Below are 12635 nucleotides of genomic sequence, written 5' to 3'. Positions count from 1 at the left end.
TGGGGGTGCCTCACCGGCCCGAGCCGTCCACTGTGGACCACCACCAGCTCCGGTACTGCGCCGCGTCCATCGCGGTCCAGTCCGGTGTCCGGCCCACCTGGGCGGCGCCGAGCCGGCGGCTCAGCTCCACCAGCGCTGCGCCGCGCTCGACCCGCTCGGCGTCGTACGCCGTGAGGACGTCGTCCCAGCGGCGGTGCTCGCGGCAGGCCCGTTCCAGCGCCCGCGCGTCCGCCACCGCCTTCGTCACCCCGGCGGCCGCGTGCGGGCGGGCCAGCGCGCCCGCGTCGCCCGCCAGCAGCAGGCGGCCGGTCGCGTAGTGGCCGACGGCCAGGTCGTAGATCGGCTGCAGCGCCAGTTCTTCCCGGCGGGTCGCCCGGACCAGGCGGGCCCACGACGCCGGGAAGTGCGCCGACACCACCCGGTCCAGCTCCGCGACGAGGCCGTCGCCGACCGTGCCGGGCGGGAACGAGCGGCGGGCGGGGCGGGGCAAGGGCAGGTAGACCGCCCAGTTGACGCGCGTCTCGCCACCCGGCGGGCCGGGGATGAGGTAGAACGCCGCGTGGCCGCCGGGAATCATCAGCGACACCCCCGCGCCGCGCAACGCCGCCGGCAGCGAGGGCGCGCGGGACGCGGGGTAGGTGCCCCGCCAGAGCGCGTAGCCGGCGTAACCCGGCCGCCCGCCGCCCGCGACGTCGCGGACCAGCGACGCGAAGCCGTCCGCGCCGACCACGACGTCGAACCGGCCCGCCACACCGTCGGCGGTGACCTCGACGCCGTCGCCCGTGTCGCGGACGCCGGTCACCGTGGCGGTCCGCCAGGTGACCTCGGCCGGCACCCGGGCCCGCAGGCCCCGCCAGAGGTTGCCCCAGGTGGTCAGCAGCAGGTCGAGGGGCTGCTCCCAGGCGAGCCTGCCGTCCTCGCCGGCCGCCGCGTCGGGCACGATCCACCGCCGCGACGAGCACGGCACGACCGGGGTGGCGGCGTCGAAGTAGCCCGCCTCGGCGAACTCGCGCCACGCGACCCGGGCCGTCCCGATGCCGAAACCTCGGTCGGCGAGGGTGCCGCGGCTGCGTTCGAACACCGTGACCGCGCAGCCCGAGCGGGCCAGCGCGAGGGCCGTGGCGGACCCGGCGACGCTGCCGCCGACGATGGCGACCCGGCTGTCGCGCACCGGCCCGGAGGGGAACCGCGCCACTAGCGGCCCCGCCGGTGCAGCGCGAGCATCGTGATGTCGTCGGACTGCTCGGCGCCGGACACGAACCCCGACAGCGAGTCCTCCATCTCCAGCAGCAGCTGCTCGGCGGCGGTCCCGCCGCGCGCGGCCACGGCCGTCATCCGGTCCATGCCGAACAACGCGCCCGCGCGGTCGCGTGCCTCGACGACGCCGTCGGTGTAGAGGAACAGCGTGTCGCCGCGCTGGAGGCTGGTGTGGCCGAGGGTGAACGCGCTGCCGGGCATCATGCCGACGGCCGGCCCGGTCGGGGTGAGCAGCTCGTGCCCGCCGTCCGCACGCACCAGCACCGGCGGGTTGTGGCCGCCGTTGATGTAGAGCAACGCGCCCGAGGCCGGGTCGAGCACGCCGAAGAACACGGTGGCGAAGTAGCCCTGCCGCAGGTGGTTGCGCGCCATGTACCGGTTGGTGCCGAGCACGGCCTGGATCAGCGGGCCGGCGCCGAGCGAGAGCAGCGGCGGCAGCGCAGCGCCGGCGCCGACCGCGGTGTCGGCGGTGACCGCGGACTCCTCGGTCCCCGCGTCCATCAGGCTCCAGGTGCCGGTGTGCTCGGCGGTGTGCCGCAGCAGCGTGCGGATCAGCGCCATGAAGAGCGCCGCGCCGATGCCCTTGTCGCAGACGTCGGCGACGACGAACCCCAGGCGGCGGCCGTTGACCAGCTCGAAACCGTCGTAGAAGTCGCCGGCCACCTGACGTGCCGGGCGGAAGCGCGACGCGAACTCCCAGCCCGGCGCGGCGGGCAGCTCCTGCGGCAGGAACCCGGACTGGATCTCCCGGGCGATGCTCAGATCCCGTTCGTACTCACGCACACTGGCCGCGGCGGCCATCTCCTCGACGGTCATGGTCAGCTGCCAGCGTTCCCAGCAGGAAGTCATCCGGCTGCGCAGCAGGCCAGGCAGGTACGGCGGCACGACGAAGTCGAACCCGCCCCGCGCACACGCCTCCAGCGAGCGGAAGTCCTCGCCCTCGGGGAACACCAGCAGGGTGGCCGACGCCCCGGCCAACGCAACCCGCTGCGCGATCAGGGCAACGCGCTGCAGCCCGAGCGACGCGGACACCAGCAGCACATCGGCATCGAGCCGCCCGGGCCGGTCGGCGAACTCGGCGGCACTGACCTTGGTCAGGCCGATGTCCTCCGCCCGCAGCACCCGCTCGAGCTCGGGGGCCGGGTCTTCGCTGTCAGCAACGAGAAGCGCGGTCGTACCGCTCATCGGATCCTCCGTCCCTCATGACCCCACGCCGCTCCCGGCGCAGCACCAGGACATTGCGGTTGCGTCCGTGCACGTGCTCGTAGCCGAACTCGTCGACCACCGTCAGCGCCAGGTGCAGGCCCAGCCCGCCCGCCGCGCGCAGTGGTGGTTCGGCCGCCAGCCGGGGGTCGGGGTGGTGGCCGCGGGGGTCGAACTTCGGCGCGTCGTCTTCGACTCTCAGCCAGACGCGGCCGTCCGCCGCGTAGCCGTCGAGGTCGACCACGCCCGGCTCGCCGCGGTAGCCGTGGCCGGCGATGTTGGTGACGATCTCGTCCGCGGCCAGGCGCAGCCGGTAGGCCTGCGCCGGAGCCAGACCACCCTGCGCGGCCAGCTCGGCGACGAACCCGGCGAGCGCGCCGGCCACGTCGGCGCCGCTGTTGACCAGCAGCCTGCGCGCCGGCATCAGGGCTCCGCCCGGCTCTGCATCACGATGGCGCGGTCGAACCCGGTCAGCCGGATCGTGTCGGCCACCTCCGGGCGGGCGCCGATCAGCACGATGTCGCCGGTGCGGCCCAGCTTCTGGTGGGCGAAGACCAGGCAGCGCAGCCCGGCCGAGGACAGGTACGTCAGCTCGCCGGCCAGCAGCACGATGCGGCGGACGCGCTGCTCAACGGCGCTGGAGACCAGCTCGTCGAGCGTGGCCGCGGAACGCGAGTCGAGCTCGCCGGCCAGCCACACCGTGGCGACCCCGTCCTCGACGTCGAGCTTGGCCTGGAATCCGGTGGGAACACTCATCGGGCTCACTCCTCGTGCGGTCGCGTCGCGGCGGGGCCCGGCCGGGCGAGCAGCACCGCCGCCGAGCGCGGGGCCAGCCGGATCGAGTCCTGCCGCGGCAGGGGTGGTTCGGCGCCGGGGGCGTGGCTGTCCGCGCCCGGCGTGGCGCCGGTGTCGGCGAACCGGTGCCAGCTCAGCCCCGGCGGCAGCTCGGGCAGCCACAGCTCGTGCGGCTCCCAGTGCGTGTTGGCGGCCACGTAGACGCAGTCGTCGGCGCCGTCGTCGTGGCGGGCGCACAGCATCGCGGCGAACACCCGGCTGTGCGGCGACCAGTCCGGCGTCCACGGCCGGACGCCGTGCCAGCTGACGTCCGGGAACAGCAGGCCGTGGGTGTGCCCGGCCGGCTGGCGCCGGCGCCGCAGGCACGGGTGCGCCTTGCGGAAGGCGATCAGGTGCCGGGTGAACCGGACCAGGTCGGCGTGCCGCTCGACCAGCGTCCAGTCGAACCAGGACAGCTCGTCGTCGTGGCAGTAGGCGTTGTTGTTGCCGCCCTGGGTGCGCCCGGCCTCGTCGCCGGCCAGCAGCATCGGGATGCCGTGGCTGGTGAGCAGGAGCAGCAGCGCGTTGCGGACCTGGCGCTCGCGCAGCCGCGAAACCGGGCCGTCGGCCCCTTCGCCCTCGTGCCCGCAGTTCCACGAGATGTTGTGGTTCTCGCCGTCGCGGCCGTCCTCGCCGTTGGCTTCGTTGTGCTTCCCGTTGTAGGACACCAGGTCCCGCAGGGTGAACCCGTCGTGCGCGGTGACGAAGTTGACCGACGCGGTCGCGCCGCGGCGGGCGTAGAGGTCCGGCGAGCCGACGAACCGGGTGGCCAGCTCCGCGACGCAGCCGACGTCGCCCTTGAGGAAGTGCCGCAGCGCGTCGCGGTAGCCGGCGTTCCACTCCGACCAGCGGCAGTAGTCGGGGAAGCTGCCGACCTGGAACAGCCCGCCGGCGTCCCACACCTCGGCGACCAGCTTGCAGTCCCGCAGCACCGGGTCGTGGGCCAGCGCCTCCAGCAGCGGCGGGTTGGCCAGCGGGATGCCCTCGGTGGACCGGCCCAGGATGGCGGCCAGGTCGAACCGGAAGCCGTCGATGTGGAACTCCGAAGCCCAGTGGCGCAGGCAGTCCAGGACGAACCCGCGCACCACCGGGTGGTTGCAGTTCAGCGTGTTGCCGGTGCCGCTGAAGTTGAAGTAGTGGCCGTCCGGCGTGAGCATGTAGTACGTGCGGTTGTCCAAGCCACGCAAGGAAAGCGTCGGGCCGAGCTCGTTGCCTTCGGCGGTGTGGTTGAACACGACGTCGAGCATCACCTCGATACCGGCCCGGTGCAGCTGCTTGACCGTCTCCTTGAACTCGTCGACCTGCATGCCGTGCTTGCCGGTGGCGGCGTACCCCGCTTTCGGCGCGAAGAAGCCGACCGTGCTGTAGCCCCAGTAGTTCACCAGCGGCTCGCCGGTGCGCGGGTCGGTGCGGGCGTTGTCCCGCTCGTCGAACTCGAACACCGGCATCAGCTCGACGCAGTTGACGCCCAGCTCGACCAGGTACGGGATCTTCGCCACCAGCCCGGCGAACGTCCCGGGCGCGGCGACCCCGGCGCTGGGGTGCGCGGTGAACCCGCGCACGTGCGCCTCGTAGACGACCAGGTCCTCCGGCGGGATCCGCAGCGGCTGGTCGCCCTCCCAGTCGAAGTCGGCGGGGGTGATCCGGGACCGCCACGGCTTCTCCCGCCCGCACCGCCACCGCTCGCGCCCGGACAGCGCCGTCGCGTACGGGTCGACGAGCAGCGCGCGGCGGTCGAACCGGTCGCCTTCGCCCGGCGCGAACGGGCCGTCGGCGCGGTAGGCGTAGGCCGTGGTCTCCGGGTCGAGGCCGAACACCGTCATCGCGTACACCCCGCCGATCCGGAAGGACTCGTCGAAGCGCAGCTCCGCCAGCGGCTCGTCCTCGCCCGCGCGGAAGAGCACCAGGGTCATCGCGGTGGCGTTGTTCGAGTACACCGAGAAGTTGACCCCGCCGGGCACCGGTGTCGCCCCGAAGGGCAGCGGGCGCCCGGCGCGGACGGAGAACCCGCCGATGTCGTGGGTGGGGTAGGCGTCGATCCGCGCCGGCAGCGACGTCCAGGTCATCACACCTCCTGCGTTGAGCCTCCGGGCGTCACGACTCGAGCGCGGCGAACCCGTCAGCGAGGGTGTCGGTCACGGTGAAGAAGCCGAGGAACCCGGTCGCGGCCATCACCTCGCGGACGTCCGGTGGCGCGCACGCCAGCGCCAGCCGGGCGCCGTTGGCCTGGGCCTGCCGGTAGACCAGCAGCAGCACCCGCAACCCGGCGCTCGACATGTACGACGTCCGCCCGAGGTCGATCAGCACGAGCCCGCGCGGCGGCACCAGGTCGCCGAGCTGCTCGTGCACCTTCGGCGCGGTGCTGCTGTCCAGTTCCCCGTCCAGCGCGATCACGGTGACCGCGCCCTGCATGTACTTGGCGACTTCCATCTCGGTTCTCCGGTCCTCATCGGGCGATCAGCGGTCCACGGGCGACAGGTGAGCGCAGACGGTCAGCTCGCCGGCGGCGTCGGGCAGGCGCACGAGCAGCCGGTCGGGGTCGAAGTCGGGATACGGGCTGCCGTCGATCTCGACCCAGTCCAGCCGGACGCGCCCGGGTGGCAGCGCGTCCGGCGCCACCCGCAGCACGCGGCCGGGGAAGCCGTCGGGGCGCGGGCGGAACCACAGCGGCAGCGGCTCGCCGCCGACCAGCAGCCGCTGGTACACCGTGGCCAGGAAGCACAGCTCGGAGGCGTGGTACATGCTCATCGAGTGGCTGCCCTTGAGCCGCTCGGTGCCGAGCAGGTACGGGACGCCCGAGGCGAGCACGTTGAAGTAGACGCCGCCTTCGTCGTGGTCGAGGAAGAAGGCGTTGTAGAACGACTGAGCCTCGCGCGCCTGTTCGAGGAACGCGGGGTCGCCGCCGTTGCCGGCCAGCACCAGGTAGGCGAGGATCGCCTGTTCCTGCTGCCACCACGCCTTGCGGTCGTGCCAGACGAACCGGTGCCGGTCGTGCCCGGGCGCGAGCGTCCGCTCGAGGAGGTCGTACCAGCCGCCGCGGCGGCGGTCGGCGCCGTGCTCCGGCAGGGACTTGCCGATCCGCGCGGCCAGCTCGCGGTAGGCGGCCTTGGGGCGGATCGCGTTCATCCGCATCAGGTTCCAGGCGATCTTGAGGTTGTGCCCGACGACCGCGCGGTCCTGCTGCCAGCCGTGCCCGTCGTCGGGCGTCCAGTCGGCGTGGAAGCGCTCGCGCACGAACGGGCTGCCCTCGTCGGGGAAGTGCTCGACGATCAGGTCGAACGTCTCCTCCAGCATGTCGGCGTGGGCTTCGTCGCCGGTGGCCAGGAACAGGTTGATCAGGTACGCCGGCGCGTGGTCGCCGATCGAGTTCCAGTTCTTGCGGGCGCGGTTGGGCCCGAGCGAGGCGGCGTGCGGGTCCAGCCGCAGCGGGTCGACGTGCGAGAAGTACCCGCCGTGTTCGGGGTCGCGGAAGAACCGCCGGAACAGCCGGACGGTCGCCTCCGCGTCCCGCGCGATCCGCGGGTCGCCGGTGACGCGGTAGGTCTGCGTCGGGCCGACGAGGGCGTAGATCTGCTCATACGCCGGGATCGCGTGGTAGTCGTCGCCGAACTCGGAGGTGAAGAGCTTCTCGTGGTGCCCGCCGCGGACGTCGATGCCGTGGTACCAGTAGACGACGTCCTCGTCCCGGTCGACGAACCGCATGTGCTCGCGCAGGTATTCGGTGCCGCGCTCGGCCACCCGCAGGTAGTCCTCCTCGCCGGTGAGCAGGAACGCCGACGCCATCCCGTAGACCAGCCGCGAGATCGTGTCGGTCTCCTGGACGTGGTGGTCGCTCTTGTCCCCGCCGAGCCGCAGGACCGTGCGGTAGTCGGCGAAGTCGGCCGAAGCGGCGTCGCCGAACTGGGCCCGGCGGTAGAACCGGGCCAGCTCGGCGAGCTGCCGGACCCACCAGCCGCGTTGCTCGAACGCGTAGTCCGTCGCGGTCCGGCCCGGGAAGACGAGGTTCTCGGCCTCGAAGGTGTGCCCGCCGCGGCCGGGGTAGAACACCCCGTAGGCGAACAGCGGCCGGCCCGGTTCGAGCAGCTCGTCGAGCTCGCCGGTGGCGTCGGCGTAGGGCTCGCCGAGGTTGCGCAGGAACTGGGCCGAGGTCGTCGGCGTCAGCTCGGCGCGCACCGGCCGGCCGTCGTGCGTGCGCAGGTCGGCCACGCGCGTGCGGCGGTCGTACCCGGTGACGCGCGCGGCCACCAGGTCGGCGAAGGGGAAGTCGGGACTGGTCATGTCGGCGCTCCCGCGGCATGGTTTCCGATGGAACTTCTGGCCTTGCTCAGCCCGCGCGGCGCCACCGGCGCGGGCGCCGGGCCGACCGCGCCGCGACGAGGTCGATGACCGCGCGGGCGAAGAGGTGGCAGTGGTCGGCGCTGCGGGCGGTGACCAGGTCGCCGTCGACGACGACGTCCTGGTCGGTGTAGACCGCGCCCATGTTGCGCACGTCGCCGAGCAGGTTGACGTGGGCGGTGACCCGCCGGCCGCGCACGTGCTCCGGGATCGGCGAGACCAGCCACATGCCGTGGCAGATCACACCCTTGAGCACCCCCGGCATGCCGAACGCGCGGCGCAGCAGGTCGACGGCCGGTGCGAGCCGGGCCGCGTCTTCGGTGTAGCGCAACCGGTCGGAGACCATGCCCGAGGGCACGATCAGCGCGTCGAACCCGGCGAGGGTGTCGTCGTCGACCCGCTCGAGGTCGTCGTCGACGGTCACCGGGAGGCCGTACTCGTGGCCGGTGAAGGTCAGCGAGTCCTGGCCCCAGAGCCGGGTGAGCCACCGGACGGTGGCGCCCTCCTCGGCGAACCGGCGTTCGTAGTAGTGCAGCTCCGGCTCGACGTAGTCCGCCTCGAGCAGGATGGCGATCGTCCGCCCGGTGAGCACGCCGCCTTCGCGCGGCACGAACTGCTTCATCGCGCTCACCCCGTCACCAGGTCGACGAGGAACGGTCCGTTCGCGGCCAGCATCCGTTCGACCGCGTCGTCCACTTCGGACGCCTTGGCGACGCGGACGCCGTCGACGCCCAGCGCCGCGGCGAGCTCGACGAACCCGATTTCGGGGTCGCCCAGGTGGAACCCGCTCGGGTAGCCGTCCCCCTTGAGCCCGCGTTCGGCCCGGTACTGGTCGAGGTTGTGGTCGAGCAGCCGGTACCGGCCGTTGTTGCAGATGACGAACCGGGCGGCGATGCCGTACCGCGCGGCCGTCCACAGCGCCTGCGGGGTGTACATGCTGCCGCCGTCGCCGGTGAAGCCGACGACCTCGGCGTCCGGGCGGGCGAGCTTGGCGCCGATGGCGCCGGTGATGCCGACGCCGAGTGAGCCGCCGCGGGTGAGGAAGTAGTTCCCCGGGGTGCGCGGGGGCAGGTGCCTGACCAAGCCCGGCGACGCGGTCAGCGCCTCGTCGAAGACCACGAGGTCCGCGCCCGCCCGGGCGGCCAGCGCGGCGGCGAACCGCTCGATCAGCGGGCTGTCGTCCGTGATCTCCGGCGCGGGCCGGGGTTCGCGGGCCAGGTCGGTCCAGCCGGTGTCGGGCAGCTCGTCGGCGAGCAGGTCGCCGAGCGCGGCCAGCGTCGGCTTGGGGTCGGCGACCAGTCCGACGTCGACCGGGAAGTTCTTCGCGATCTCGAAGTCGTCCAGGTCGACGTGCACGATCTTCGCGCCCGGCGCGAACGGGCTGGCCAGCTCGGGGAACACCTCCGGGAAGACGTAGGTCCCGGCGATGAGCACCGCGTCGGCGTCCCCGACGATCCCGGCGCTGTGCGTGCCGAACATGTGCCCGAGCTGCCCGCGGTAGAGCGGGTGCGTCGCGTCCATGTTGACCTCGGAGTCGTTGACGCCCCACACCGGCGCGTTCAGCAGCTCCGCCACCCGGGTCAGCTCGGCCTGGGCGCCGGACACCGAGACGCCGTCGCCGAGCAGCACGATCGGCCGCCGGGCCGCGGCCAGCAGCGCCGCGGCCCGGTCCAGCTCCGCCGCGACCGGGACCACCGCGCGGGTCGGCACGCGGGTGGGCACGGCGGGCTCGGTGGTGAGCTCGTCGAGCACGTCCATCGGCAACGACACGAACACCGGGCCGCGCGGCGGGGTCATCGCGATCTTCACCGCGCGGCGCAGCACCCGCAGCAGCGAGCCGGGGTGCAGCACGCGGGTCGCGTACTTCGTCACCGGCTTCGCCATCGCGACGAGGTCGGCCGCCATCTGCGCGTCGAGCGCGTCGTAGCGGACCCCGGCCTCGCCGGCGACGACGACCAGCGGCGAGTGGCCCCGCATGGCCTGGTACAGCATGCCGACCCCGTTGCCGAGGCCGACGCCCGTGTGGAGCTGGACGAGCGCCGGCCCGCCGGTGGCGCGGGCGTACCCGTCGGCGATCCCGACGACCGCCGCCTCCTGCAGGCCCAGCACGTAGCCGAAGCCGGGGAACGCTTCGAGCTCGTCGAGGAATCCCTGTTCCACGGTGCCCGGGTTGCCGAACATCCGGGTGATGCCGTCGGCGGCGAACTGCTCGAACATCGCCACCCGGCCCGCGCGTGCGGTCATCGCTTTTCTCCTCCTTGGTTACCCGGTCACCAGCCGAAGCGGCGCAGTCCCTGTTCCAGCACCTCGACCAGCTTCTGCCCGGCGAGGAACGAGTCCGGTGTGGATCGTGCGGTGATGAACGGGTGGTCGACGATCACCGACGTCTCCTTGCCGACGTTGCCGTGGTAGCGCCCGTCGGGGCCGGTGGCGTCGCGGAGGATGTACTCGAGCGGGTACGGCGGCGGGCCCATGTTGAAGTCGACGCCGACGAACCCGGTGCCGTCCTTGTAGTCGTACTCCTTGCAGTGCCCGGTGACGTGCTTGCCGCGGATGATGCTCTCGCGGTCCTCCCAGTCGCGGGCGAAGGCCAGCGGCGCGACGCCGTAGCACTCCCCCACGATCGGCTTGTCCGCGCGCACGAAGGCCAGGATCAGCTCGTGCAGCCGGCCGTTGTTGGCCAGGTCGACGATCGGGCCGCTGCCGCCGACGATCACGAGCGCGTCGTACCCGCGCACCTCGTCGTCCAGAGTGGACAGTTCACGGTAGTACGCTTCGATCAGCCGCAGGAAGCCGGGCTCGCTGTTGTAGGGCCGTTCCGGGATCAGGTCGGCCAGGCTCAGCGGGTTGTCGAGGCGCGCGGACTCGTCCAGCTCGCGCGCGGCGACGGCGACCTCGGGCGTGGTGACCGAGCGGCCGAGCGGCGGGTCGACGTAACCGGGGTCGAGGCTCGGCGGCAGCGCCTGCGGCCGCTTCCCGTTCGGCGTGGCGAAGACGCTCTCGTAGCCGGCCTCGTCGGTGGCCGTCACCGGGCCGAGCAGCTCCTCGCCCCAGTAGCCGTACTCGGAGAGCACGTACAGGATCTTCTTGGACATCGGCACTCCCGTGCTGGTGCTGGTGAGTTCCCGGAAACCGGGCTGAAGCCAGTGAAGCAACCCCGCGCGCCGCGTCGCCAGGAAAAAGCCTTGTGGCGCGGTCACTTCGACAAGTCGGGGTCGCCGGCGGACGTCGGTTCGGGCGTACCTCGGCGGACTTCGTGACGTCGGCATCGGCGTGCCCGCCCGGCGGCGGCGACACTGCGATCATGGTGACCGCCAAGCAGTCCACGCCCGTCCTGCTGGTCGTGGACGACGACCCGACCGTCCTCAGCGCGCTGCGGCGGGACCTCGGCCGCTACCGCGACCGGTACCGCGTGCTCGCCGCCGGCACCCCGCGGGCCGCGCTGGAAATCCTGGACACGCTTCGCGAGCGTGGCGCCGAAGCGGCGTTGCTGCTGGTGGACCAACGGATGCCGGAGATGACCGGCACCGAGTTCCTCGCCGAGGCCAGGGATCGGTTCCCCGCGGCGAAGAAGGTGCTGCTGACCGCGTACGCGGACACGTCCGTGGCGATCACCGCGATCAACGAGGTGCGGCTGGACCACTACCTCGTCAAGCCGTGGGAGCCGCCCGAGGAGCGGCTCTACCCGGTGCTCGACGACCTGCTCGCGTCGTGGGAGGCGGCGTACTGCCCGCCCTACGGCGGGATCCGCGTCCTCGGGCACCCGTTCGCGCCGGCCACGCACCGGGTGCGCGACTTCCTCACGCGTCACCAGCAGCCGTTCCGCTTCGTCGACGTCACCGGCGAAGACGCGCCCGGGGCGGTCTGGCCGCGCGTCGACCTGCCCGACGGGACGTGGCTTTCCCGCCCCACGCACCAGGAACTGGCCGAGGTGCTCGGCCTCGCCGCGGCGGCGGACCGGCCGCACTACGACACGGTGATCGTCGGCGGCGGCCCGACCGGCCTCGCGGCGGCCGTCTACGGCTCGTCCGAAGGGCTGAGCACGCTGCTGGTCGACGCCTACGTGCCGGGCGGGCAGGCCGGGACGTCGAGCCGGATCGAGAACTACCTGGGCTTCCCGTCGGGGGTGTCGGGCGCCGACCTCACCCGGCGCGCGGTGGCGCAGGCCCGCCGGTTCGGCGCCGACATCCTGGCGCCGGTGTCGGCGGTCGCGCTGCGGGCGGCGGGCCGGGCCCGGGTGCTGGGGCTCTCGGACGGCCGGGAGGTCACCGCGGGCACGGTGCTGCTGGCGACCGGCCTGGCCTACGAGCGCCTGACCGCGGCGGGAGCGGAGCGGTTCGAAGGCGCCGGGATCTACTACGGCGCCACGACCTCGGAGACGACGGCGTGCGCGCGACGGCACGTCTGGATCGTCGGCGGCGCGAACTCGGCCGGCCAGGCGGCCCTGCACTTCGCCGAACACGCGTCGGCGGTCACGGTGCTGGTGCGCGGGTCCGACCTGGCGGCGGGCATGTCGCGCTACCTGGTCGACGAGATCCGCCGCCACCCGGCGATCGACGTCCGGCTGGACACCACGGTGGTGGCGGTCGACGGCGACGAGCGCCTGCGCCGCCTGACGCTGTGCGACCGCCGCACCGGCCGGGTGTCCACAGAGGACGCGGAGTACCTGTTCACGTTCATCGGCGCCCGCCCCCGCACGACGTGGCTGGCGGACGCGGTGACCCGCGACGAGCACGGCTTCCTCCTGACCGGGCCGGACCTGGCCGACCCGCCGGCGGGCTGGGACCTGCCGCGCCGCCCGTTCCTGCTGGAGACGAGCATGCCGGGCGTGTTCGCGGCGGGAGACGCCCGGGCGAACTCGGTGAAGCGCATCGCGGCGGGGGTGGGCGAGGGCGCGATGGCGGCGTCGCTCATCCACCGTTACCGCGCGGACCTCTGAAGCGCCCCAATGTGGCCTTGGTTGCTCCACCGATGCCCCCACCACCACCCTCAACGGAGGCGCTCCG

Annotated in this window: 11 protein-coding genes; 1 reads left to right on the top strand and 10 read right to left on the bottom strand. The window is 73.1% G+C overall.

Features of this window, described 5'->3' with window-relative positions; all coding sequences use genetic code 11:
- Window positions 1–10 precede the first annotated feature (10 nt).
- Genes M8542_RS31745 through M8542_RS31700 form a run of 10 tightly spaced genes read right to left on the bottom strand, consistent with a single transcriptional unit; the run spans window position 11 to window position 10724 of the window.
- Complete coding sequence (locus M8542_RS31745; protein WP_257923972.1) at window positions 11–1171, bottom strand: FAD-dependent monooxygenase; 1161 nt, start codon at window positions 1169–1171, stop codon at window positions 11–13.
- A gap of 23 nt (window positions 1172–1194) precedes the next feature.
- On the bottom strand, window positions 1195–2442 hold the full coding sequence (locus M8542_RS31740) for a PP2C family protein-serine/threonine phosphatase (protein ID WP_257923971.1): 1248 nt from the start codon (window positions 2440–2442) through the stop codon (window positions 1195–1197).
- The gene (locus tag M8542_RS31735; protein WP_257923970.1) at window positions 2411–2884 is read right to left on the bottom strand and encodes an ATP-binding protein; all 474 of its coding nucleotides are present in this window, start codon (window positions 2882–2884) and stop codon (window positions 2411–2413) included. Before M8542_RS31735 ends, M8542_RS31740 begins: the two co-directional genes overlap by 32 nt.
- Complete coding sequence (locus M8542_RS31730; protein ID WP_257923969.1) at window positions 2884–3216, bottom strand: STAS domain-containing protein; 333 nt, start codon at window positions 3214–3216, stop codon at window positions 2884–2886. The genes M8542_RS31735 and M8542_RS31730 overlap by 1 nt, the downstream gene beginning before the upstream one ends.
- Window positions 3217–3221: 5 nt before the next feature.
- Window positions 3222–5360 carry a glycogen debranching protein GlgX gene (gene glgX, locus M8542_RS31725; protein ID WP_257923968.1) on the bottom strand — a complete coding sequence of 713 codons (2139 nt, stop codon included), beginning with the start codon at window positions 5358–5360 and terminating at the stop codon, window positions 3222–3224.
- Window positions 5361–5388: 28 nt separating this feature from the next.
- Window positions 5389–5724 carry an STAS domain-containing protein gene (locus tag M8542_RS31720; protein WP_257923967.1) on the bottom strand — a complete coding sequence of 112 codons (336 nt, stop codon included), beginning with the start codon at window positions 5722–5724 and terminating at the stop codon, window positions 5389–5391.
- 27 nt (window positions 5725–5751) lie between these two features.
- On the bottom strand, window positions 5752–7572 hold the full coding sequence (locus M8542_RS31715) for an AGE family epimerase/isomerase (protein ID WP_257923966.1): 1821 nt from the start codon (window positions 7570–7572) through the stop codon (window positions 5752–5754).
- A gap of 46 nt (window positions 7573–7618) precedes the next feature.
- Window positions 7619–8251, bottom strand: a complete 633-nt coding sequence (locus M8542_RS31710; RefSeq protein ID WP_257923965.1) for a DJ-1/PfpI family protein — start codon at window positions 8249–8251, stop codon at window positions 7619–7621.
- Between the two features lie 5 nt (window positions 8252–8256).
- A complete protein-coding gene (locus M8542_RS31705) occupies window positions 8257–9873 on the bottom strand; it encodes a thiamine pyrophosphate-binding protein (RefSeq protein ID WP_257923964.1) in 1617 nt (538 codons plus the stop codon).
- Between the two features lie 26 nt (window positions 9874–9899).
- Complete coding sequence (locus M8542_RS31700; protein ID WP_257923963.1) at window positions 9900–10724, bottom strand: type 1 glutamine amidotransferase domain-containing protein; 825 nt, start codon at window positions 10722–10724, stop codon at window positions 9900–9902.
- 209 nt (window positions 10725–10933) lie between these two features.
- On the opposite strand from M8542_RS31700, the gene M8542_RS31695 reads away from it, so the two are divergent.
- On the top strand, window positions 10934–12568 hold the full coding sequence (locus tag M8542_RS31695) for an NAD(P)/FAD-dependent oxidoreductase (RefSeq protein WP_257923962.1): 1635 nt from the start codon (window positions 10934–10936) through the stop codon (window positions 12566–12568).
- The last annotated feature ends 67 nt before the right edge of the window (window positions 12569–12635 follow it).

It is taken from the genome of Amycolatopsis iheyensis (assembly GCF_024703995.1).
In the GTDB taxonomy this organism is placed as follows: Bacteria; Actinomycetota; Actinomycetes; order Mycobacteriales; family Pseudonocardiaceae; genus Amycolatopsis; species Amycolatopsis iheyensis.
Note: the sequence above shows the minus strand (reverse complement) of the source record. Positions and strands in the feature narration are given on the sequence as shown.